This is a genomic window from Hanamia caeni (assembly GCF_003721595.1).
Taxonomy (GTDB): Bacteria; Bacteroidota; Bacteroidia; order Chitinophagales; family Chitinophagaceae; genus Ginsengibacter; species Ginsengibacter caeni.
Genome location: NZ_RJJR01000005.1, coordinates 128,072 through 153,433 on the forward strand (window position 1 = coordinate 128,072; position 25,362 = coordinate 153,433).

Annotated in this window: 18 protein-coding genes; 15 read left to right on the forward strand and 3 right to left on the reverse strand. The window is 39.8% G+C overall.

What is annotated here, in order from left to right:
* Window positions 1-238 precede the first annotated feature (238 nt).
* From EFY79_RS08055 to EFY79_RS08080, 6 genes are all read left to right on the forward strand, one after another.
* On the forward strand, window positions 239-2,446 hold the full coding sequence (locus EFY79_RS08055; protein ID WP_199727491.1) for an alpha-galactosidase: 2,208 nt from the start codon (window positions 239-241) through the stop codon (window positions 2,444-2,446).
* Window positions 2,447-2,548: 102 nt separating this feature from the next.
* Window positions 2,549-3,646, forward strand: a complete 1,098-nt coding sequence (locus tag EFY79_RS08060) for a sulfatase-like hydrolase/transferase (protein WP_158605179.1) — start codon at window positions 2,549-2,551, stop codon at window positions 3,644-3,646.
* A gap of 195 nt (window positions 3,647-3,841) precedes the next feature.
* Complete coding sequence (locus EFY79_RS08065) at window positions 3,842-6,895, forward strand: ligand-binding sensor domain-containing protein (RefSeq protein WP_158605180.1); 3,054 nt, start codon at window positions 3,842-3,844, stop codon at window positions 6,893-6,895.
* A gap of 136 nt (window positions 6,896-7,031) precedes the next feature.
* On the forward strand, window positions 7,032-8,081 hold the full coding sequence (locus EFY79_RS08070; RefSeq protein WP_123120185.1) for a sensor histidine kinase: 1,050 nt from the start codon (window positions 7,032-7,034) through the stop codon (window positions 8,079-8,081).
* Window positions 8,078-9,127 carry a sensor histidine kinase gene (locus EFY79_RS08075; RefSeq protein ID WP_123120186.1) on the forward strand — a complete coding sequence of 350 codons (1,050 nt, stop codon included), beginning with the start codon at window positions 8,078-8,080 and terminating at the stop codon, window positions 9,125-9,127. The genes EFY79_RS08070 and EFY79_RS08075 overlap by 4 nt, the downstream gene beginning before the upstream one ends.
* Window positions 9,128-9,142: 15 nt before the next feature.
* Complete coding sequence (locus EFY79_RS08080; protein WP_123120187.1) at window positions 9,143-9,916, forward strand: LytR/AlgR family response regulator transcription factor; 774 nt, start codon at window positions 9,143-9,145, stop codon at window positions 9,914-9,916.
* 148 nt (window positions 9,917-10,064) lie between these two features.
* Here the strand turns inward: EFY79_RS08080 and EFY79_RS08085 are convergent, their stop codons facing one another.
* Window positions 10,065-10,466 carry a hypothetical protein gene (locus tag EFY79_RS08085; RefSeq protein WP_123120188.1) on the reverse strand — a complete coding sequence of 134 codons (402 nt, stop codon included), beginning with the start codon at window positions 10,464-10,466 and terminating at the stop codon, window positions 10,065-10,067.
* Between the two features lie 23 nt (window positions 10,467-10,489).
* Window positions 10,490-10,681 (reverse strand): hypothetical protein, encoded by a 192-nt coding sequence (locus tag EFY79_RS08090; RefSeq protein ID WP_148041874.1) that lies wholly within the window; start codon window positions 10,679-10,681, stop codon window positions 10,490-10,492.
* A 369-nt stretch (window positions 10,682-11,050) separates the two neighbouring features.
* On the opposite strand from EFY79_RS08090, the gene EFY79_RS08095 reads away from it, so the two are divergent.
* The 9 genes from EFY79_RS08095 to EFY79_RS08135 all read left to right on the forward strand — a co-directional run bounded on the left by EFY79_RS08095 (window position 11,051) and on the right by EFY79_RS08135 (window position 24,602).
* Window positions 11,051-11,683: an RNA polymerase sigma-70 factor gene (locus tag EFY79_RS08095; RefSeq protein ID WP_158605181.1), complete on the forward strand. Its 633-nt coding sequence runs from the start codon at window positions 11,051-11,053 to the stop codon at window positions 11,681-11,683.
* 126 nt (window positions 11,684-11,809) lie between these two features.
* On the forward strand, window positions 11,810-12,907 hold the full coding sequence (locus EFY79_RS08100) for a FecR family protein (protein ID WP_123120191.1): 1,098 nt from the start codon (window positions 11,810-11,812) through the stop codon (window positions 12,905-12,907).
* A gap of 153 nt (window positions 12,908-13,060) precedes the next feature.
* The gene (locus EFY79_RS08105; RefSeq protein WP_123120192.1) at window positions 13,061-16,444 is read left to right on the forward strand and encodes a SusC/RagA family TonB-linked outer membrane protein; all 3,384 of its coding nucleotides are present in this window, start codon (window positions 13,061-13,063) and stop codon (window positions 16,442-16,444) included.
* A gap of 33 nt (window positions 16,445-16,477) precedes the next feature.
* Window positions 16,478-18,028: a SusD/RagB family nutrient-binding outer membrane lipoprotein gene (locus EFY79_RS08110; RefSeq protein WP_123120193.1), complete on the forward strand. Its 1,551-nt coding sequence runs from the start codon at window positions 16,478-16,480 to the stop codon at window positions 18,026-18,028.
* A 129-nt stretch (window positions 18,029-18,157) separates the two neighbouring features.
* Window positions 18,158-18,685, forward strand: coding sequence for a class I SAM-dependent methyltransferase (locus EFY79_RS08115; RefSeq protein WP_123120194.1), 528 nt, complete (start codon window positions 18,158-18,160; stop codon window positions 18,683-18,685).
* 17 nt (window positions 18,686-18,702) lie between these two features.
* Window positions 18,703-21,249: a phosphocholine-specific phospholipase C gene (locus EFY79_RS08120; protein ID WP_123120195.1), complete on the forward strand. Its 2,547-nt coding sequence runs from the start codon at window positions 18,703-18,705 to the stop codon at window positions 21,247-21,249.
* Window positions 21,250-21,346: 97 nt separating this feature from the next.
* On the forward strand, window positions 21,347-22,705 hold the full coding sequence (locus tag EFY79_RS08125; protein ID WP_123120196.1) for a Gfo/Idh/MocA family protein: 1,359 nt from the start codon (window positions 21,347-21,349) through the stop codon (window positions 22,703-22,705).
* 95 nt (window positions 22,706-22,800) lie between these two features.
* The gene (locus EFY79_RS08130; RefSeq protein ID WP_123120197.1) at window positions 22,801-23,799 is read left to right on the forward strand and encodes a 3-hydroxyacyl-CoA dehydrogenase family protein; all 999 of its coding nucleotides are present in this window, start codon (window positions 22,801-22,803) and stop codon (window positions 23,797-23,799) included.
* A 59-nt stretch (window positions 23,800-23,858) separates the two neighbouring features.
* Window positions 23,859-24,602: an SDR family NAD(P)-dependent oxidoreductase gene (locus EFY79_RS08135; RefSeq protein ID WP_123120198.1), complete on the forward strand. Its 744-nt coding sequence runs from the start codon at window positions 23,859-23,861 to the stop codon at window positions 24,600-24,602.
* Here the strand turns inward: EFY79_RS08135 and EFY79_RS08140 are convergent.
* A complete protein-coding gene (locus EFY79_RS08140) occupies window positions 24,599-25,315 on the reverse strand; it encodes an SDR family oxidoreductase (protein ID WP_199727492.1) in 717 nt (238 codons plus the stop codon). The two genes, EFY79_RS08135 and EFY79_RS08140, sit on opposite strands and share 4 nt — an antisense overlap.
* Between the last annotated feature and the right edge of the window lie 47 nt (window positions 25,316-25,362).

A 25,362-nucleotide genomic window follows, 5' to 3' on the forward strand; every position in this document is an offset into this window, starting at 1 on the left:
TACATAAAAACATCATGTAATGCTTACCTTAAACAATGATGTAACCGGTAGGGATATACAACCCAGTGGTAGAACTCCACTAACGGTACGTCAGATCAAATTAGTAAAATAAAAATTCCGCTTATTTATCTGCCTGCTGTCAGACGGTTGGCTCTGCTATATTGCCATAGATTTCTTCCGCACAGGATAACCAAAGCGAAAACAAATTGCTACATTTATTCTTAATAAATTCAGATCAATGAAAAAAAACGTATTGTGTATTTTTCTTGTTTTCCTCTTCCTACAAACAGGCATCTCCCAAAATATTTTATTGCAAAAGTTTAACGAGCTTCCTGTGTATGCTTCTCAGAAAGCAGCCCTACACGAAAGTGACTGGTTGTTAGAAAAAGTTGGATATGCGGCCGCTGTTTACAAAAGTGGAAACGGTAAAGATTTAGTTATAACCAATGGATTGATAAGCCGTGAATTTCGCATGCAGCCTTATTTTGCCTGCTTCAGCTTTCGCAACCTGATGACGCCAAAAGAAATGATTAGGACTATTCAACCAGAAGGGCAAATCGAAGTAGATGGAATTGATTATAATATCGGCGGCCTAAAAGGGCAGTTTGAATATGCCTACATGAAATATGACTGGCTTGAAAAATTTACTGCTGATCCTGCAGCCTTTCAATTAAAGAATTTTGAAGTAAGAAATATTCAAAAGCGGTTTTCGTGGACGCCGCGGCGCTGGGCACTGAACAAACAGTGGCCACCAAAAGGAATAGAAATTATTTTCTATTTTTCATCATCCCAAAAAAGTGCGGAAAATATTCAGGTAGCAGTGCATTACGAAATGTATGATAATATTCCTTTGATGAGCAAATGGATAACCATTGTAAACAATTCTGATAAAGAAATCAGAATCAATTCATTCAAAAATGAAATTCTTTCCGTAGTGGAAGAAGAGTCGGTAGTAGGCGGTGATGGGCGCCTGGCCACACCGCATATTAATGTGCAAAGCGACTATTCTTTTGGCGATATGACTTCCAAATATGCTGACCACACCACTTATTGGCTGCCGGATACTTTGTATACCTCGCAGGTAAATTACAATTTGAAAACACCCTGCCTCCTGGAGAGTAAACCGCCTATCGGCCCTTCTTATCGCCTGCAGCCGCATCAAACATTTGAGCCCTTCCATACATATGAAATGATGTATGATAGCTATGATAAGGAGCGTTGCGGGCTGGCAGAAAGGAAAATGTATCGCATCATTGCTCCATGGGCAACTGAAAATCCGATCTTCCTTCACCTTACTTCTACCGATCCGGTAGTCGTAAAAAATGCGGTAGACCAATGCGCAGCCACGGGTTTTGAAATGATAATCCTGAGTTTCGGGAGTGGCTTAAATATGGAAGATACCAGCTACGCTAACATTCATAAAATTAAATCGTTGGTGGATTATGCGCACAGCAAAGGAATTGAAATGGGAGGATACTCTTTGTTTTCCAGCAGAACCATTGATGCACAAAATGATGTGATTAATCCTGAAACCGGGAAGCCCGGTGGCGCAATTTTCGGAAATGCGCCGTGCCTTGGAAGCGAGTGGGGCATTGCGTATCTCAAAAAAATAAAAAGATTTATTGAAAAAACAGGATTCGATTTGCTGGAACATGACGGCCCTTATCCGGGAGATATTTGCGCTTCCACTTCGCATCCCGGCCATGACGGAAAAGATGATTCTCAGTGGAAACAATGGTGGCAAAGTATTTCATTCTATCGTGAACTTAGAAAAAATGACATTTATATCAATGCGCCTGATTGGTATTTTTTGAACGGAACTAATAAAGTGGGCATGGGCTATCGCGAAACGGACTGGTCGTTGCCGCGCGATCGCCAGGTGATAATTGAGCGGCAAAATATTTATGACGGTACATGGAATAAAACGCCCTCTATGGGATGGACCTTTGTGCCGCTTACGCGATATCATGGCGGTGGCGCTGCTGCCACGATTGAACCATTGTCTGAACATTTGAAAGATTACGAAGCTCATTTGGTTCAAAATTTTGGAAGCGGCGCCCAGGCTTGTTATCGGGGCCCGAGATTATTTGACGCGCCTTCCACTGAAGCGCTTGTGAAAAAGCAGGTTAGCTGGTATAAAAAGTACCGCGATATTTTGAATTCGGATATCATTCACCTGCGCCGGGCCGACGGCCGCGATTATGACGCGATGCTTCATGTGAACCCGCGTTTGAAAGAAAAAGGATTGCTAATGGTCTATAATCCGTTAGATACGCCGATTACCAGGGAGATTAAAGTTCCTTTATATTATACAGGAATATCCCGCGTGGCAACCGTGAGCGAAAAAGAGGGTAACAAAACAAAATATCCACTTGATGAAAATAAAAATATCGTGTTACGGTTATCCATACCTGCAAATGGTTACAACTGGTTTTTAATTGAATAAAATATAGTTATTTGAATTTTCATCGGAGTAATATTGTGCTCACTATTATATCTTCAAAACAGCGATTGATTTATGCTATCAATTTACGAAAACAAAAAAATCATGAAATTAAAAATCCCCTTATTTATTGCTTTACTGTTTTTGATATTACCTTCTTATGCGCAAAGAGAACATAAACCCAAAAACGCAGTAGTAATATTAATTGACGGCTACCGCTGGCAGGAACTTTTTAAAGGAGCTGATTTCGATTTACTAAATGATAAAAAATACAACACCGGCGATTCTTTACAACGTTTCAAAAAATATTGGTCGGAAAATTTGGAAGAAAGAAGAAAAAAATTAATGCCTTTTACATGGAGCAAAATGGCAAAGCACGGGCAGTTGTATGGAAATCGCGACCTGGGCAACTTTGTGAATGTGGCCAATCCCTATTGGTTTTCTTATCCGGGCCGTGCAGAAATTTTGAGTGGTTTTGTGGACACAGCAATCAATTCAAACGAGTATGGAAGCAACCCAAATACGAATGTGCTTGAGTTTATTGATAATCAAAAAGAATATAAGGGTAAAGTGGTTACGTTTGCTTGTTGGCGCGCCACAGGAAGATGCCTGCATAAAGACAAAAGTCCAATGCTCATCAATGTTCCGTGGGAAAACATTACCGGAAATAATCTGACTGAAGCAGAAATTCTTGCGAACGAAATGCAGCATTTTATTCCCCAAATCTGGGGCGATGATGAGCGGCTGGATGCGAATGTTTATGCCCTGGCAAAATCTTATATTATGGCCCATCATCCGAAAGTTGCTTACCTTGATTTTGGCGATACGGATGAATATGCTCACTCAGGTAAATATGAAAGCTACCTCGATGATATTCATAACCTTGATGCCATGATTGGAAAACTTTGGGAAACGATGCAAAAGGATGTTTTCTATAAAAATAATACCACATTTTTTATTGTTCCCGATCATGGAAGAGGCGTGGGCGCTCAATGGACCGACCATGGCAGTGGCACACCACACAGCAATGAAACCTGGTTTATGGTAATGGGCCCGGATATCAAACCTTCGGGAGAAATGAAAAGCAGTGAACAAATTTTTCAAACTCAATATGCAGCTACCATTGCAAACTTGTTAGGATTTGATTATATGGTTCCGGGAAAATCCGTCGGGGGAAAAATAAAAACTGTGTCGAACAGATAGTATCCAATAATTTTAATTGGTTTATGTGAAATGACGTTTGCCTGGAATCTTGTTTCAGCGCATAAACATTTGCGAAATTTTACTTTCAATTCATACATCAAAATCCTCAATTCATCCAGGTTTTTTGCTTAAAAATATTTCCATTTTACTGATATTATGGCGGCGCAGATTATATTTGAAATAAATAATTCCGCATTGCCACGCACACTGTTTATATTAATTTTTTTCCAGTTTTTTTGGAGCTGTGAGGCCGAAAGCCAATCAAAATATATTTTCAATCATCTTGGCATCAAAGACGGATTATCATCAGAAAAAGCACACGCCACAGCGCAGGATTCCAAAGGTTATATCTGGATTGCCACCAAAAATGGATTGCAACGGTTTGACGGCGTGCGTTTTTTGTCGTTCCGGCACCAGGAAGGCGATTCAACCTCCATTCCGCACAACAGTATTATGCGGCTTTGTATAGACAAGCATGATAAGCTTTGGATAATCACGGCTGATTTTAAGCTGGGCTATTTTGATATAAACCGGTTCCGTTTTCACCCGGTAAAAATTGTATTCAAAAACAAAATGTTGAACAGGGCAGAAGGCGATTTTTATACGGATGAAAACCAGGAAATCATTTTAGTGCTTCATCATTACAATGACGATGCGTGGGGCATTGTCACGTTCGATCAAAAGAAAAATATTTTTTCAGATGAAGATAAAAGGTTCGACCTGCCCGGCGACCGGAGAATATCTTTTTTTTCAATTGACAGCCTGCATCATCATTATTGGTACGGCACAAACCAGGGATTGGTAAAATACAATCCTGAAACTGGTAACTTCAATTATCGCGGTCACAATCCTGATAAAGATGCCATTATCAATGCACTTCAAAATTTTTCAGAAACGGGCCATCCTTTGTTAGACCGTCGCGGAAATTTTTGGATGACCACTTTCCAGGATAATAAAAATGTACATCTCATATTTTATGATTTTAAAAATAAGAAAGTAATTGATCGGAGTGATGAATTGCAAAAAGCAATCGGCACCTATTATGAAATACACAACATTCTGCCGGGAAGTGATGGCGATGTCTGGTTAAATGGATTGGGCATGCTGGTGCATGTGAATGACAAGAATAATTTTGAAGTGGTGCCCCTGAATTCTTTTGAAGAATACAATATCAATTTCGAAGACTCATACACGTTTAGGCACGACAGGGAGAATAACACATGGATTACTACTGACAATGGTTTGTATTGGTTCAATCCACAGGCCAATCTCTTTCGCTCAACGCCAATCAGGCGCTTCAATTCCCGTAAAAATTTTAAGGCAGATGTCACCGATATTAAAGAATTGCACAACGGCAATATCCTGGTTTCTACCTGGGGCGCCGGCCTGGTGGAATATGATAAAAATTTTGAGCCGGTGAACTCACCAATCGTACGCCAGGGAATAGAAAAAGGCGAGGAGATGGTTTGGTCGATATTACAACGCAGGAATGGAGATGTCTGGCGCGGGCACCAGGATGGATGGCTCTACATTTATCATGCAAAATCAAATTCCACAGAAAAAATCCAACTGCCGGTATTTAGAAAAAAAACCATCAGGCAAATCGCAGAAGACAGGAACGGAAATCTTTGGTTTGGCACTCAGGGTGGCGATGTTATAAAATGGATATCGAAATCAGACTCTTTTTATTTGGCCAGAAAGATGAACAAACTCGTAAAGCGTTTGTACGGTGACAACAAAGGCGACATCTGGGTTATAACAGAGAAAGTGATTCAGTTGAATGCTGACAATGATTCTATGATGCATGAATATGTGCCTTTAAAAGCTGATGGCAGGCATTTGCCTTCACCGGATCTCAACGATATTAAACAATATGATGACAGCACTTTTATTATAGCAGGCGAACAGGTGAGCATTTTAAATACGAATACGGGAATGTTCCGGTATCTAAGCTCAAATACAGGCATGCCTTCAGATTACATTTCCAATGTAGTTATTTCAAAAGATGGTAATCCCTGGATGAGTACTGAGAATGGTATTTATGTGCGAAATTTTAAAACTACAGTAAGCTCAACTTTTGGCCCCGAGGATGGTTTAATCAACAGCAAATTTGCGAATGCCGCTTCCTGCCTGCTCCGCAATGGCACTATCATTTTTGGAACAAGCCGTGACATACTGAGTTTTGACCCTTTAAAGTTGTATAGTCCTGAATTTGCTCCGCCGCATGTGGAAATAACGGCAGTGAAACTTTTTAATAAAAATCTCCTGGTTGATTCAATCCTGCATTTGAAAAGAATGGAGGTAAAGTACTTCGAAAATTCATTTGTTTTTCAATTTTCCACGCTTTCATTTATGTGGAAATACAACACAGCCTACATGATGGAAGGGATTGATAAAAAGTGGGTCAAGAGCAGCTCATCTAATGAAGCCGTCTATTCTTATTTGCCGCCCGGTAATTACGTTTTTAAAGTAGGTGCACCTGACAGTAAAGGGAACATAAGCAACATTGTGTCGATGCCGATTCACATAGAGGCGCCCATCTGGAAAACCTGGGAATTCTATACTACCCTTTTACTTCTTGGAGGATTTATAATCTGGCGTTTATACAAAGAGAGAAAAAATCACTGGAAAAATATATTGTATATGCGCAGCACAATTGGAAAGGATTTGCACAACGAGGTGAGGACAACCCTTAAAAATATCAGCGCATTGAGCGAAATAGCTGCAATAAAAGCAGATTCAAACCAGGAGCAGGCAAAAGATTATATCCGCGAGATAAAGCAGAAAAGCCGCCGCTCCGTTATCGCCATGGATGATGTAATGTGGAGCATCGATCCCGCAAATGATTCAATGAATAAAATTATTGACAGGATTTATGAAATTGCGGATACACTTAACAGTGAGTATGAAACCCGGATAGACATTGACATTGATAAAAACGTGCAGCACCTGCGGTTTTCAATGAAAGAAAGGCTCGAATTTATGATGATCTACAAAAGAGCGGTTTTACTTCTGAGCCGCGATAGCCACTCCAAACACATCAAGGTTGATTTGGATAAGGAAAAGGGCGGCCTTTCGTTGAAGCTTTTTGCAGAAGGAACTTTATTGTCAGAATTTGATCAAAAGGTGTTGAAAAGCGTCGAAGAAATAAAGACTAGGGCAAGTGATATAAACGCGGTAGCAGAAATACAATCTGATGCTTCGGGTACGGCTATTCTTACGGTAATTCATCACAAAAAACAAGCATAAAAAAGAAGCGGTGCGATAATAAAAAATATTAAAACAGTTTTACAACCCATGGTACAAAACAACCAATTCAAAAAAAATAATAACAGCTGAATCACTATCATGTTTTCTTTTTTATTCTTTTAGATAATTTAGGAATATGGCTATGCGACGATATAGTAAAAACGAACCATTCATTTTCATTTGGGTAATGATCCCCTATGTGTTGGGAATGAATGTGATTTTATTTGGCTCATGCATACTAAAATCCTTTTCCCAATTCCTTCTTTCCTTTTTGTACAGCGGCATCTACCTGGCTGCCATGTATTTCCTTTTCGGAATGGTGGCTCTTTCTATCAGAAAACAATTTCCATCCGCATCAGACTTATTCAGGCGTATCAGGTGGATGCTGCCGATATTTTATGTGATGAATATTGCAGCCATTAAAGGAATGGCGGTATTTTACCAGCAGCTAAAATTATTGGATTGTGAAGCAGGCGATAACATGGAGTGGTGGGGCGTGTTGTATGGATGTGTGATGAGCACAGCCATCACTTTTTTAAATGAAGGAATGGCAAATTTTGAAGCATGGAAAGCTTCCCTTACTGAAACGGCAAGATTAAAAAGTATTTACCAGCGCAGTAAACTGCTGGGTCTGAAAGGGCAAATCAATCCGCATTTTCTGTTTAACTGTTTCAATACATTGTCTGGCTTAATCCGTGAAGATGAAGAGAAGGCAGAATCTTTTTTAAATGAAATGACCAAAGTGCACAGGTATCTTTTGCGCAATGATGATGATCTGCTTGTGCAGGCAGAGGAAGAAATAAAATTTGCGTCCTCTTATTTGTATCTAACCAAAGAAAGATTTAATAAGGCTGTAGACATTCTTATCAGCTTTCCTGAAGAATATAAAAATTATTATTTACCGCCGTTAACTCTGCAGGTGGTTTTGGAAAACATAATCTATTCCAATGCCATCAGCAAAGAAGATCCGCTTGTGATAAGGATTTCAGCGGCAAACGGTGAAATCATTATAACGCATTCCGTACACAAAAAAAAAATTGTGCAATCATTATATATCGACGAAGGGCTGCATAACTTATCAGACAAATACAAATTGCTGAAAGCAGGTGAAATAAAAATTTCAGCACAAGACCAAATAAAGACCATCAGGCTTCCATTGATCAAAGACATAAATGAACTACAATGAAGAAAGATAAATTGAACAAGGTTTATTTATGGAGTTTTTTACTCACAATGCCGGCTATAACCATCATTCTCTGTTACATCATGTATGGCCAGCGCTTGTTTTATGAATGGAAATTGTGGATTTATGGATTTTTCACGATTTATTTGATAGGGTGCCTGATGTGGTGGGTTCGCTACCAGTATGATAAATTTTTATTCGAACGCTATCCTCACATAGAGCAAACCCGCCATCGCGTTTTTTATAAAATTTTGGTCAACATTTTTATCTTGTCGCCTTCGGCACTTCTTGTCCTTTTCGTATTCGACCGTTTTCATATTGGCGGTTATTATCGTGTGCCAGGCGATGCTACAAGCATGCTTATAGTTGGGTTTTCCACTAATCTAATTCTTGAAACTTTTTTTGAAGCAATCTATAGTATTGAGAAATTCAAAGACTCATTGTATGAAAAAGAAATGCTGGAGCAGATGAATCTCCGCCAGGAATTTGACAATTTAAAAGGGAAAGTAAATCCTCATTTTTTGTTTAATTGCTTCAATACACTTTCTTCCCTTATCTCAGAAAATAAAGAACTGGCAGAAAAGTTTTTGGATGAGCTCAGCAAAGTATATCGTTATTTATTACGAAATAATGAAGATGGAATGAGCACTGTGGAAAGCGAAATGAAATTTATACAGAATTATTTTCAACTGATGAATACGAGGCATGGAGATGGTATCAGGCTCAATATGCAAATTGATAAAAAATATCATCCTTATATCATTCCTTCTCTGAGCGTTCAGCTACTTGTTGAAAATGCCATTAAGCATAATGTGGTAAGCCGCCAGATGCCTTTGTCAATAGAAATTTTTACAACGGAAGGAAAGCAATTAGTGGTGAATAATAATTTGAACGAAAAAGCCCATAAAGAACATTCCACCAGTATTGGCCTTCATAATATCGAATCGAAATACAAGCTGATGAACCAGGAAGGATTCCAGGTCGTACATGGTGAAAAGAATTTTATGGTAGTGCTGCCCATGATTTGGAAAGCCAAAAATGCATTGTAACTTAAATTTATTTATATGAAAATTTTAATTGTAGAAGACGAAGACCTTGCAGTAAAGAAATTGCAAAAAACACTTAAAAGTGTAGAGCCTGATGCAGAAATAGTGGGATGCACCGATAGCATAAAAAATACAGTGGAGTGGCTTCAGCAAAATGAACAACCCGACCTGATACTGATGGACATTGAGCTTGCCGACGGCCAGAGTTTTGAAATATTTAATCTGGTGCGTGTTAACTGCCCCGTTGTATTTACTACCAGCTACGACGAGTATGCACTGAAAGCTTTTAAAGTAAACAGCATTGATTATTTATTAAAGCCCGTGCAAAATGAAGATCTCGAAAAGGCGATTCAAAAATTTAAAGGCTATGCAAAAAAACACGAAGGCGATGCAAATGCGTTGAACATGGATAGCATCTTAAAACAACTTCAGCAAAAATTGCAACCCAAGGAATATCGCAAGCGCTTCCTGGTTAAGAATGGGCAAAAGCTTGTCAGCATTGAGGTAGCCGATATAAGGTATTTTTTTAGCGATGGAAGATTAAACTTTTTTAAAACTGCTGACAATAAAAAGTTTGTGGTAGATTATACCATTGATGAGCTGGAGGAAATGCTTGATCCTGATGTATATTTCAGGATAAGCCGCTCTTTCTATGTTTCTATTAATAGTATCGAAAAAATTGATGATTATTTTGGTAACCGCCTCATCCTGCAATTGAAGCCTGCGGTAGATAAAGAAGCTTTGGTAAGCAGGGAAAAAGTAACTGATTTTAAAAGATGGATGGGCAAATAAGCAGGCGCTTCCGGAATGCAATGACAGCCAACAAACAAATAACGACATTTTTTATTTTGATCTTAATACCGTAGCTACAATAAAACAGCCTCCATAAAAATGAAGGCTGTGCTATACTCCAAAATCCAAAACCTGGTATGTTTCCCTTTTAATTTTTTAATTCTTCCTGTTTTGACAACAGGTAACGCGTCATAAAAATTCCGCCATTGCCGCTTTCAGTCTGGCTAAGCGTTAGCGAAGTGACGTGATCTATTTTCCAGCCATTTTCTGTATAAAATTTCAGGGTATTAATTAATTTATTTTCGTTCTCCCCGATATTTTTAAAATTAATGCCCACCATGCTGAAAAGGTTTTCCATTCCTGATTCTTTTTGACTTCCATCAGGATTTGTAACGATCATTTTTGAACGTCCCAATCCGCCCGAAAGCACGGATTCTACGGTAGTCACCTGCATAAATTGCTGTGCTTGTTTTACGGGGATGCTTTGCGCTTTTAGTTGAGAAGTGACTCCGCAAAAAAGTAACAGTGTGCCTAAAATTATCTGTTTCATTTTTTCTTATTTTTTATTGTGAATCAATTTGAATCCTGATCAGATGTTTCGAGCGCTAATGCCAAATCTTTCCTGAAAGTTTTTTGCAAAGGCTCTTCGTAATTTTTGCATGCCTGCTTTAGAATTTGTTCTACATGCCGCAGCTTTGATGATTTTTTCTTGCCTGACATACATGCCATTATTACATATATATCAATGTATTTTCCCTTTTTCATGATAATTGTTTTTTTTTGCGTTTTTATATTTTTTTGTTGATGGAACAAAATTATAAAGGCATCTTCTGCGACGAATACGCTACATGAATGGGCTGTATTTAATTTTAAATGAATTGAGCAATTTGCGGCTGGCAAAAGGTTTGAGCGAAAAAAAAGAAGGGATGAAAAATTAGTTTTTTAAATTTTTTAATTTGTAAAATAAAAATTCAGTTTATTTATTATTTTACTACGGGTGAGAAATTCATTGGTGTTTATTAAAAACAAGCGAAATTTTTTTTATTTAAGTTCATCAACCGGTGCAGCATTTTGAAATAAAAAAATGTCATTTGAGCGAACAGCCTGCCAATGTTCTTAATTTTGCTATATAAATTGCAAGATCCCAAAACACATATCAGCCAGCTTTTTGAAAATATTTCTCAGAAAGACGATCAAAAGTCTTTTGAAGAATTATTTAAGCTGTTTTATGAAAGGCTTTTAAATTTCTGCGTGCGTTATACAATGGCGAGGGAAATTGCAGAAGAGTTAGTTTCAGATGCATTGTTTACCATTTGGCAAAAAAGAAAAGATTTGTCGCATGTATCTAACCTGCAGACGTATCTTTTTATAATGGTAAAAAATAAATCTCTTAATTATACCAAACAATTTTCCAATTACAGGTTTGTATACCTTGAAGAAACAGGAAGCCACCAGCTCTTAAATATCAATGACCCCGGGAAGGAATTGGAACGAAGAGAATTAATTCTTAAAATGGACCAGGCTATAGAAACCTTGCCTCATCAGTGTAGAATTATTTTTAGTCTTATAAAAGAAGAAGGCTTAAAGTATAAAGAGGTTGCACAAATCCTGGATATTTCGCCACGAACGGTGGAAACACAATTGGTAAGAGCTATGAAAAAATTGGATAAAATTCTTTTTCCTTACGTTTCTCCCAAATCATCTCTTCGCAGGAAAACTAATCCGATTTCTGTTATTAAATCTGCATTGTTTTCAACCTTCTTTTAATACATCCAATTAGCCATTGCATTGAGCTTCTGTTTCAAAAAAAAGTTTCGAATGCTGTAGGTAATTTTTCAAAAAATGTTGTCCTTATTAAGTACGGCTTGATTTACGAATACCTGAAAATTGAAAATGGACAATGATACCTTCTTATTGTTAACAGCCCGAAAGCTAAGCGGAGCGGCATCTTCAGAAGATATACGGTCTCTGGAAAAGTTATTAAATCAGGATGAGTTGCTGAAAAAAAAATATGAGCTTTTAAAAGCGCATTGGGAAAACAAAAATATGGTTGCTGCAGATGTTCATAGTGCTTTGGAAAAAGTATTGCACAGGATGCAGAATGATAAAATTCAAAAAGAATACCCTGGTTTAGATTTGCGACCACAAAGAAAGCGGCCTGTTAAATGGCTTTTGCAATTCTCCAAAGTGGCTGCGGTAATTACGGTTGCTTTAGTTTCAATATATTTTTTGAACCAAAAAAAACTTGTTCCGGAGGTTGCTCAGCTAACTGCAAAAGATACATTGCAAACCCTGCAAACTCCTAAGGGAAAGAGAACCGCCATTACTCTTTCTGATGGCACCAAAGTAATTATGAACGCAGATAGCCGGCTTACCTTTCCTAAAAATTTTTCAGGCAATACCCGCGAAGTTTCACTTGCAGGAGAAGCATTTTTTGATGTAACGCATAAAGCCAAAATCCCTTTTATCATTCATACGGATAAAATAAGCATTAAAGTTTTGGGCACGGAGTTCAATGTAAAATCCTATCCTGGCGATTCTACAACAGAAACCACGCTGATACATGGAATGATTGAGGTTACTTTAAATGACAGGCCCGATGACCGGATTGTCTTAAAGCCAAAAGAAAAATTAGTGGTTTCCAATTCTGCGGCTGAAAAAAGTTCTTCAGCAATTAAAACGGTTCCGGAAACTCATGCAGCCGAATTATTAATAAGCAACCTTCATTATGTTTCCGGGTCAGACAGCACCGCCATAGAAACGTCATGGGTGAATAATAAATTGATTTTCCAGGATGAGACCTTTGGCAAGCTCGCTGAAGAGTTGGGCCGGAAATATGATGTGGCAATTGAATTCAAGAATGAAGTAATCAAAAATTACAGGTTCACAGGAATATTCGAAAATGAATCCATAACACAAGCATTAGACGCGTTGAGGCTGACAGAAAAGTTCAATTACAAAATGAATGGAACTACTATAATCATCTATTAATATTTAAAACCAGTTAACGTATGCGCTTATTAAATGAAACTTAAAAAACGGGGAATGTTGCAAGCATTCCCCCGAAAAGTCAAAACAGAAAACGAATTCATGTGATCTTCTGTGGGAGAAGATTACGCTTATTTAACTTTCAAAATTAAAGTTATGAAATTTTTAAAGCACCCAAACGGTGCACACCAAAAACATTGGCTTGTAAAGTCATTGGTCATTATGAAACTCACAATTATCATCCTCCTGATTTCCTGCATGCAGGTAAGGGCAAAAGGCTATTCACAGGCAATTACACTCAATTTGAAATCGGTAGAGTTGCGCAAAGCTTTAAACACTGTTGAAAAACATACCAACTTCAGGTTCCTCTATAGCGAACGAAAAATGGCCGATGGCGACAAAGTATCGATAAATGTAACCAACGCCGATATTTCACAGGTAATGAATCAATTGTTATCCGGCACTTCACTTTCTTATAAAACACTTGGAAATAATCTTATTGTCCTGGTGCAAAAAGATGAGGAAGTGCAGGACGTGGTGGCCACAGGAAAGGTGACCGATAAAGCTACAGGGCTTCCGATAGCAGGCGCAAGCATCCAGATAAAAGGAAGTAATGCCGGCACAACCACTGATGGTAACGGAAATTATTCCATCAATGTACCTGAAAGGGCGACGCTGGTGATTTCATCAATTGGCTACAATAATCTGGAAATACCCGTACAGGGCAGAAGCGTAATTAATGTAACGCTCGAAGTTTCTACCACGGGTCTTAATGAAGTAGTAGTAACGGCCCTTGGTATTACACGCGCCTCCAAGGCATTAGGTTACGCGGTTCAAAAAGTGGGAGGTAACGAAATCCAAACGGTAAAGGGCGTTGATGTCGGAACATCGCTTTCAGGAAAAGTATCTGGCCTGGTTATCAAAAATTCTACTGAATTTGATGCCACGCCCACTATCGAACTCAGGGGTGAATCGCCGATGCTGGTTATTGATGGCGTGCCTTATTCAAACCTTACCTTGAGAGATATACCTACCGATAATATTGCAGATATCAGCGTGCTGAAAGGGCCAACTGCAGCGGCTTTATACGGAGCGAAAGGTGCAAGCGGCGCCATCATGATTACGACAAAGAAAGGAAAAGGAAAGGGTTTGTCTATCGATTTGAACAGTAATACGATGGTGGCATTAGGATATCTTGCGATTCCGAAAGTACAAACTTCTTATGGCCATGGTATCGACGGGCAGATTTCCACAGACTATGTGTGGGGGCCAAAACTGGATATTGGTGACAGCGCTATACAATGGAATCCTGTTTCAAAACAAACGGAAATGAGGCCATTGGTATCCAGCGGAAAAAATAACCTGAAAAACTTTTTGGAAACCGGCCTGATCACCAATAATAATATCAGTGTAATGCAAAGCGGCGAAAATGGCTATTTCCGGGCGGGTATTAATCATATCTACAACAAAGGTCAGTTTCCTAATGAGCATTTAAATATCATCAATTACACGATGAGTGGCGCCTTAAAAGTGGGAGATAAATTTAATATTGAAAGCCATATGGGATATACATGGCAAAAATCGCCTCAAATATGGGGGCGGGGCTATGGTGCACAAGGGTATCTTTATCAAATCCTGATGTGGACAGGACCTGACTATGATATTCGCCAGTATCGCGATTATTGGGTAACTCCGAATGAAAAACAAAACTGGTTGTATACCGCGTGGTACGACAATCCCTACCTGATAGCGTATGAAAAATTAGATGGCGTGGTACGTAATAAATTAAACGCGAGCCTTACCGCCAATTACCAGTTTACAAAAGACCTGAGCCTGATGTTCCGCACCGGCTATGATTTTTATAAAAATGAAGAAACAGTACAAAGCCCTGCCGGTATTAATTCAACCAGGGGTGGATCAAGCGGTAATACTTTTGGCTGGAACTATAGTGGCAAAGGAATGTTTGGTATGAACCAGCTTTGGGGCTTTAGCACCAATAATGATTTGATATTAACGTATGACAAAAAAATCAATCAATTTGATGTAAATGTGTTAGGTGGAAGCAGCATTTCCTATTTTACCGATCGCGAATTTGGTTCGCAAACACGTAACGGCCTTGCCGTGCCAGGATGGTATTCGCTGGCAAATGCCGTGCCATCGACTACTGCCGGTGTAGATGCATTGAGAACCAACTATGGCACCTGGAGCGAGCAGGTAAACAGCCTGTATGGAAAAGCCTCATTGGGATGGAACACTACCGTTTTTCTTGACCTTACGGGCAGGAATGACTGGAGCTCCACTCAATCTGCATCACAACGTTCTTATTTTTATCCATCCATTTCGTCAAGCGTGATTGTATCAAAGTTTATTCCGATGCCTGCTTACGTAGACATGTGGAAGCTGCGCGGATCATGGACGCAGGACAAACTACCGGCAGGCATTTACGACAATAACCGCACCTTCTCAGGAGGTACATCATGGGGTCTTCCAAGCTCAACCTATCCTGGCAATTTGCTGGGAAAAGATTTGTTGCCTTCTTCTACAAGAACCTGGGAAGTGGGTACGGAAGCCTATCTGGCCTCTGGCCGCCTTCATTTTGATGTGGCTTATTTCAATAAATATTATTATGATCAGCAAACATCAGCTACTATTTCCTCTGCCTCCGGATTTTCCTCTACTTTAATCAATACGAAAGAAACGTATGCAAGAAGAGGCCTTGAAGTAACGGTAGATGGATCTGTTATTAAAAATAAAGATTTTGAATGGCGCTCAATGATAAACTATTCATTTCAGCACCGGTATTATATAAACCTGGACCCTGTGTATTCTGCTGATAATTTATGGACAAAAAAAGGCGCCAGGCTTGATGCTTACATTTCAGAACCCTTGCTGAGAGACCCGAAAGGCCAGTTAATCAATGACGGTGGTTTTCCTGTATTGAGCGATTATTACGGCAACCTGGGATATACGGATCCCAAATTTTCTTTTGGCTTCATCAACAATTTTACTATTAAAGATTTTATCATTGGGGTTAGCATTGATGGCCGCATTGGAGGCATCATGTATGATTACATCTGGAATAAAATGTTCGACACCGGAGCCAATCCGGAAACAGATACAAAATGGCGGTACGACCAGGTAGTGCTGGGACTTATCAATTATGTTGGTCCTGGCGTAAAGGTGGTTTCCGGCGAAGCGAAATATGATAAATATGGCCGCATTACCAGCGATACACGTAAATATGCAACCAATGATGTGGCGGTGGGTTACCAGGATTATGAACAATGGCTCAATGGTGCAGGATATGAGCATGGGTTAAAAAATCAATCCTTCATTAAGCTGCGCGAAATATCTGTAGGCTATAATTTCCCAAAAAGATTATTAGGAAAAACCGGGATTAAAAATGCCACTTTGAGCCTTACAGCCCAAAACGTTTTGATGTGGACAAAGTTCACATTTTCTGATCCCGACCTGGGAGATGAAAACCTGAATGCACCTTCACAACGCTTACTTGGATTGAATATTAAGCTGGGCTTTTAAAAATCCGTTTATTGAAATTTTAAAAAGAATACAATGAAAATTATTTTAAAATATATCATGGTACTCCTGGTAATTACAGCGCTTGGAATATCATGCACGAAAAAGTTTGATGCAATCAATACCAATCCTGATAAATCAACTACTTCCAATGCGGCATGGCTTGCTACAAGCATGCTTACTTCCATTACTTCCAGCGACATTTCTTCTACTAAAAGTTTTGTGCAGCCCTTCCTGCTTGCCAAATATGCCTTGTGGACTGAAGACCAGGAAAGCTATCAGTATAATAAAATCAGCCGCGCAGGGTTTGGAAGATTGTCTGTTTTGCGCAATGTGCCTGTGATGATTTCCTATGCGCAGAATGAGCCTGATGATGTAAAGAATTCTTACCTGGCCCTCGGGCATTTTATCAGGGCGTGGCAATTTTACCAGGTAACCATGCAGCTCGGCGATATCCCTTATTCAGAGGCCATCAAAGGCGAGTCTGATGGTAACATCAAACCGAAATATGATACTCAAAAAGACGTATTCATCGGAATTTTGAAGGAGCTCGATAGCGCTAATATGCTCTTTGCCTCAGGGGCTCCATTTGGGGGAGATTTTATTTATAAAGGTAATGTGGACCAATGGCAAAGGCTTACGAACAGCTTTGAGCTGAATGTGCTGATGCAGCTTTATAAAAAAACAAGCGACCCGGATTTAAATGTGGTGTCAAGATTTAAAGACATCGTGCAAAACAGGCCATTGATGCGGGATTACGATGATAATTTTGCAGTAAAATATGTAAATACTGCGGGCTATGCTTATCCATGGAGCAATACACCTACGCAAATCAATTCATTTGTAATATACCCAATGGTAGGCGCAACGCTGATCAATCCTTTAAAGGCAATGCACGACAGGCGCCTGTTTTATTATGCTGAGCCGGCGCCCACAATGATTGCAGCGGGGAAATCTCCTTCCGACTGGGATGCCTATATTGGCGTAGAAGCTTCTGATCCTGTTGCCAGCACTAAATCAGCGAGGGCTTCCGGAAATTTTTCAGACTTCAATAAAAGATATGCTGATTTATATAATGCAGAACCCGTGGGGCTTTTTAATTACTGGGATGTTCAGTTTCTGTTAGCTGAAGCAACAGTTCGCGGATGGATTTCAGGCACACCGGCTGAAACGTACTATGAGGCGGGCATTTCAAGTTCGATGAATTTTTTGGCACATTATGCACCGGCCGGTTATGTACATGGAATGCCTATTACTGATTCGTACATCGCAAGCTATCTTCCTGCTGTGGCTTTGACAGGAGACGCCGAGAATATGATTCAACAAATCATCACGCAAAAGTATATTGCGAATTTTTTGCAGGATGTGGACTACAGTGCATGGTACGAAAACAGGCGCACCGGCTACCCGGAGTTTGTATTAAATCCCGCTACAAATCTCAATATTCCTGAAACGAAGTTTCCTGTGCGTTGGCTGTATCCTTCTGCAGAGTTGGATTATAATCCCGACAATGTAGCAGCGGCTATTCAAAGCCAGTACGGAGGAAATGATGATGTAAATGCTTTGATGTGGATTTTGAAAGATTGAAATAATGATTTATTCTGAACGAAATAAAAATCTGCATTAAAAGCCCTTTTACTGTATATTTATTTGACCAGGCAAACAAAGGAGTGTACAGCCGCTTTTTTGTTTGCCTGGCAATAAAAAATAATTGAAATGACTTTGAAAGAAGGAATTGCATTAATTAAAACGGATAAAATCAATTCTTTCAGAGCGGCCACCTGGGCTGATTTAGGCTGTGGCTCCGGACTTTTTACTTATGCTCTTGCCGGCATGTTGAATAACAAAAGCACGATTTATGCCATTGATAAAAATATCACTTCTTTTAAGAAAAATCTTACATTCAAATCATTTGAAATAATACCGGTTGAATTGGATTTTGAAAAACAGGATTTGCCTTTTATTAAGTTTGATGGTATTTTAATGGCCAATTCTCTTCATTTTATAAAAAACAAAAATGATTTCATTAAAAAAATAAAATCGCGGCTTAATAGGGGCGGCCTCTTTTTGGTTGTGGAATATGATACAGAAGCCGGCAATCATTGGATTCCTTACCCAATTACTTTTGAAGGCTTAAAAGAATTATTTGCAGCGACAGGTTTTCCAGGTGCTTCAAAAATAAATGAAAGGCCTTCTGCTTTTAACAGCGCTAATTTATATTCGGCAATAGCAGAACACACATAATTATTTACATAACGGTCATGGATACACGAAGAGAATTTTTAAAGAAAGCGTCTATGCTTGCGGGTGGCATGAGTCTTTGGAGCAGCCTTCCTGCCTCTATTCAAAGAGCGATTGCTATCAATCCGGAAGAAGGATCCACATTTATGGATGCTGAACATGTTGTTTTCCTGATGCAGGAAAACCGCTCGTTTGATCATTGCTTTGGGACTTTACAGGGCGTACGCGGATTTAATGATCCAAGATTTATTTCACTGCCTGGCGGCGATCCCGTTTGGTTGCAAACCAATAATGAAGGAAAAAAATATGTGCCTTTCCGGCTGAATATAAAAGATACCAAAGCCACCTGGATGGGCGGCCTGCCTCATTCGTGGGATAATCAAACAGACGCCCGCAACAATGGAAAATATGATAAGTGGCTGGAAGCGAAACGCCCTGGCAACAAAGCTTATAAAGACATGCCGCTGACTATGGGGCATTACTCACGTGAAGATATTCCTTTCTATTATGCAATGGCAGATGCTTTCACAGTTTGTGATCAAAACTTTTGTTCGTCGCTCACAGGAACTACCACCAACCGTACCTTTTTTTGGGCCGGGAAAATTCGCCCCGAGCCCGGCGCGCCGGCCGATGTGCGTAATTCTGATTTATATTACAACCGCGAAGCCAGCTATAAAACTTTTCCTGAAAGGCTGGAGGACAATGGAATTTCGTGGCGCGTGTATCAAAACGAACTGAGCTTACAGACGGAACTCGAAGATGAAGCCGACAGTTGGCTTTCGAATTTTACGGATAATAATCTCGAATGGTTTAGCCAGTATAACGTTCGTTTTCACAAAGCCCATATTGATTTTTTGAAAAAAAGAACAGAGGAATTACCTGTTGAAATTACTGCGTTGCAAACTGATTTGAAAAAGGCGAATAAAAATCATGCAAAGAAAATTCAGAAGAAAATTGACCAGAAACAACAGCAGCTTGAAAAGTATAAGAGTGAGATAGTGACTTGGAGCGAAGAAAATTTTGAGAAGCTACCTGACTATAAAAAAAATCTTCATAAAAGTGCTTTTACTACCAACGTGAACGATCCGGATTATCATAAGATAGAAATGTTCACTTATGATGACAACGGAACAGAACGCAAGATTTTGTTACCCAAGGGCGATGTATTACACCAGTTTAGAGAAGATGTAAACAAGGGAAAACTTCCTACTGTTTCGTGGCTGGTAGCGCCGCAATATTTTTCAGATCATCCCAGTGCGCCGTGGTTTGGCGCGTGGTACGTTTCGGAAGTATTGGATATTTTAACCAAAAATCCCGACGTATGGAAGAAGACAATTTTTATTCTGAATTATGATGAAAACGACGGGTACTTTGATCATATTCCTCCTTTTACTGCACCGAGGCCCGGCGACCTAAATAGCGGTAAAGTTTCTGACGGGATAGACACTGCTCCTGAATATGTAACGCTCCAGGAAGAATTGTCGCGCGAAACCGTTGACAAAGAAGATGCGCGTGAAAGCCCTGTTGGCTTGGGTTATAGAGTTCCAATGGTAATTGCTTCTCCATGGACAAGAGGCGGCTGGGTCAATTCAGAAGTATTTGATCATACATCCACTTTACAATTCCTAGAAAAATTTCTATCCCAAAAAACAGGGAAAGAAATCAGTGAACCCAACATCACCGATTGGAGAAGAACCGTGACCGGAGATCTTACTTCAGCATTCAGAAAATACAATGGTGAAGAAATTATATTGCCGGAGTTTATAAAAAGGGATCCGTTTGTTGAGAAAATTTATAATGCAAAATTTAAAAAACTTCCAACGGATTTCCGCGCATTGCATCATGACGAAATAAATGATGCGAGGATTAATCCTTTGTCAACGTTGCTTTCGCGCCAGGAACCGGGTATCAGAAATTCGTGCGCACTTCCTTATCAACTGAATGCCGATGGGAAATTGAATAAAGATAAAGATGCTTTTGAAATTACTTTTTCCGTTGCAAATAACTTGCCCGGAATACAATCAGACGGTGCGCCATTTAATGTGTATGTGCCCGGAAAATATTCTTTCTCGGAAAACGATCAAAAAATTGTGGAAGACGTGAAAGCCTCGTCATTTGCGGTGCGCAGTGGTGAAGAACTGCAAGCGAATTGGTCTCTTGAAAATTTTGAAAACGAAAGCTATCATTTAAAAGTGTATGGGCCTAATGGGTTTTTCAGGGAGTATACAGGCGATAAAAACGATCCTGCATTGAGTGTAGGTTTTGCGTATGAAAAACGGAATAATTCGCCGCAGAAGTTTACAGGAAATATTATTTTGATTTTGGAAAATACCGGAGATAAAAATCTTCCTGTCGAAATAGTGGATAACAGTTATAAAAATCCACGTCAATCCTTTGAACTGGCTGCGAAAGATAAAAAGGAAATAGTATTAGATCTTTCCAAAAGCTATAACTGGTATGATACTTCAATTAAGGTAAATGGAAAGAATACATTTGAAAAAAGGTTTGCGGGCAGGGCAGAAACCGGTGAACCTGGCAAATCTGACCCCTTCATGGGCAGGGTATAAGCTGTGTACCTTGCAGCAAATGTTTGCAGCGATACTATAATTTTATCTATATTCATATTATTCTGAAAAATCAATTTCCATTATCAAAAACAAAACAATGAAAAGAAAAGATTTTATTAAGAATACCGCGCTTGCCGGTATCGGGTTATCTGTATTTCCTTCCTCAAATATTTTTGCTTCCTCTGCGGATACTCCTAAAATCCGGATGGCGATAATCGGCGTCGGAGCAAGAGGCAAAGGTCATCTCGATTTGCTTTTGAGAAGAGATGATGTAGACCTTGTGGCCATCTGCGATGTAGATGACAGGGTGCTAAAAGAATCAAAAGCGATGATAGAAAAGAGCGGAAAGAAAATGCCGAAAATTTATACCGGCGATGATTATGCCTGGCAAAAATTGGTGCAGTATGAGAAGCCTGATGGCGTTTTAATTGTTACGCCCTGGGAATGGCATAAGCCAATGATTATGGGCTCGCTTGAGGCCGGCCTGAAATATGTGGCTACCGAAGTGATATTGGGAATTACTTTGCAGGATCATTGGGATGTAGTGAAAGCAGCAGAAAAATATAACGCACATGTGATGATGCTGGAAAATGTGTGTTATCGCCGGGATGTGATGGCAGTTCTCAATATGGTGCGCCAGGGATTATTTGGCGAATTGATTCACCTGCAGGGTGGTTATCAGCATGATTTACGTACGGTATTGTTTAACGATGGCGTAAACACCTATGACCATGGAGTAGAATTTGGAGAAAAGGCTTTTTCAGAGGCGAAATGGAGAACAGAACATTCTATACACCGTAACGGGGATTTATATCCTACGCATGGCATCGGGCCGATAGCTGAATATATTGATATTAACCGTGGCAACCGTTTCCTTACGCTGTGCTCATTTGCATCAAAGGCTAGAGGCCTTCACAAACACGTTGTAGATGTGGCAGGAGAAAATCATCCTAACGCAAAAGTGAAATTCAAAGCAGGCGATGTTATCACTACTTCAATTAATTGTGCGAATGGTGAAACTATCCTGTTGCAACATGATACGAATTCACCGCGGCCTTATTCCCTTGGTTTTCGTGTACAGGGTACCGAAGGGTTGTGGATGGATGTAAATCAGAGTGTCTACATACAGAATAAATCGAAAAAGAATGATGAATGGGATAATGAAAAAGAATGGTTTGATAAGTATGATCATCCGCTTTGGGCAAGATGGAGCAAAGAAACCAAAGGCGCCGGCCATGGCGGCATGGACTTTTTCGTGATTCACGCCTTTGTAGAATCTATAAAAAGAAAAACACCCACCCCGCTGGACGTATACGATGCAGCCGCATGGAGCGCCATCACCCCGCTAAGCGAGCAATCCATTGAACTGGGCAATCAAACGATAGAATTTCCTGATTTTACCGGCGGCCAATGGATGTATCGCAAGCCGGTATTTGCATTGAACGACGAATATTGATTTAAAAAAAAATTCTTAAAGGCCTATTACCATTCAATAAGTATCAAATACCATAATCCTTTTAAAACCTTTTTTATATTTTAAATTCAGGTAAATTGAATGAATTAAATCTCCGGCCGGAAAGTCTGACCGTTGCTGTAGTTGGGCTTGGGCTAATGGGATGTAGTATTACGGCTTGTTTGCTAATGGCCGGCCATCCTGTGATTGCTTTAGCGCCGGTTCCCGGTGATATGGTAACAGCCATGCCGCGTATCAGGGAGCATCTTGAAAAATCATTCGCAGAAAAAATAACTTTGAAGGCACCGGAAGATCTTTTGCGCCATCTCAGCATCACTGAAGATTATGGATTACTGAAAAATTGTAAACTGGTAATTGAATGCACGCTCGAAAACCTGGACATCAAGAAATCTGTATATGCAAAAATAGAAAAGGAAGTTCCAGATGACACTTTAATCACAAGCAATACTTCAGCAATTCCTATCAGCATTTTGCAAAAGGAAACACGTGTGCCCTCGCGCTTTTTAGGATTGCATTGGGCGGAACCCTCGCACACTACCCGCTTCCTGGAGATTATTTGTGGTGATCAGAGTGATATTCAGAATGCAGAATGGCTTTATGAAATTTCTCATTCGTGGGGAAAAGAACCAACTTTGGTAAGAAAAGATATTCGCGGATTCATTACCAATCGCCTGATGTATTCAATGTACAGGGAAGCATTTTATTTAGTGGAAAATGGATATGCTACCATTGAAGACGTAGATCGAGCCTGTCGTAATAATGCTGGGTATTGGATGACGTTGGTTGGCATTTTTCGCTGGATGGATATTACCGGGGTCCCGGCATATCATAATGTGATGAAAGATTTATTTCCAACTTTAAGTACGCAAACCGAAGTGCCTGAATTGATAGACGACGTTGTAAAAGCAGGTGGGAAAGGTATTTCGAATGCACATGGTTTTTATAAATATACACCGGAGGAAGCGAGGTTATGGAAAGAAACCTTCGAGGAGTTTAGTTATGAAATCCGAAAGCTGGCACTAAAATACCCGGCAGATGTGGTGAAAAAGAAATTAACGGCAAAGAAGAAAGAATAGGAAATGAAGCAGAAAGCAACTCATTACTTTTTAACCTAACAGTATAATCTTAGATACAAATGAGGTCTTTCAAAAACCAGGTTGCAATTATTACCGGGGCTGCATCGGGGCTTGGAGCCGCTATCGCTGCACGCTTATCAAGTGAAGGAGTGAAGCTCGCACTTCTTGATCAAAACGATGAGAAACTTCAGCTGTTGGCTAAAAGCTTTCCGCCCGATACTAAAACTTATGTGTTGGATATTACCAATGAAGAATTGGTAAAAGAAACAATTGATACTATTCAGCAAGATTTTGGCACGATTGATATCCTGGTTAATAGTGCTGGAATTACGGGGCAAACCAACATCCAAAGCCATAATACAAATACAGACGATATCCGAAAAGTTTTTGAAGTAAATTATTACGGGTCTTATTTTACTTCAAAATATGTATTACCCCACATGCTTCATCAGAATTATGGAAGAATATTACACATTGCTTCTATTGCCGGAAAAGAAGGAAATGCGGGTATGATTGCTTATAGTTCCTCAAAAGCGGCGGTTATCGGCATGACCAAAGTACAGGGGAAAGAATATGCGGAAACGGGGATTACTATCAATGCGCTCGCGCCTGCTGTTATTCAAACTCCGCTGGTGGATATGATGCCGCCGGAACAGGTTAAATACATGACAGATAAAATCCCGGCAAAAAGATGTGGCAGTTTGGAAGAGGTAGTCAATATCGCGGCCTATATCGTGTCGCCCATGAATAGTTTTACCACTGCATTTACTTTTGATTTGTCAGGAGGAAGGGCTACTTATTAGGACTTAGATGGCTTCGATGGACGTACTTCCACTTTGCTGGGCAATGTTCTTGCAGGCATTTGCAAAAGATCGGCTACAATCTGGCCAATATCTTCCGGCTGAATCTTCCATGAATCGGCGTCACTGGGCGTATGGTTATCAAAATGAGTGGCGACAGAACCGGGCATGATGGTGGAAACTTTTATATCATATTTCCGCAGGTCCAGCATGATGGCCTGTGAAAAACCTACCAATCCAAATTTACTGGCATTATAAGCGGCGCCATTTTCAAAAAAATTAGTTCCGGCAAGGCTCGCTATCGTTATGATGTATCCCTTATTTTTTTTCAGCTCGTCCACGCAGGCTTTTACACTGTGAAACACACCTGTAAGGTTGGTGTCTATCATGTTTTTCCAATCGTTTTCTGTTAAATCGAGGATGGAAGCAAAATGTCCCACGCCGGCATTCGCAACCAATACGTCAAGCCGGCCGAAATGATCGATAATCTTTTTTACGGCTTCCTGCTCACTGGCCATCGAACTTACGTCCGATTCCAAAGCCAGCACTTTAGAATCATCAGCAGAAAGTGAAGCAGCGGCTTTTTGGGTTTCGGCGAGATGCCTGCTGGAAATGGCTACGTTCATCCCCAGCGCAGTGAGCGCTCTCGCAATGCCCAGCCCGATTCCTTTACTTCCGCCTGTGATATAAGCTACTTTGCTTTTTATATTATTCATTTTTGGTTTAATTGCAGGTTTTTTTTTTTGTGTAGAATAAAAGTTTT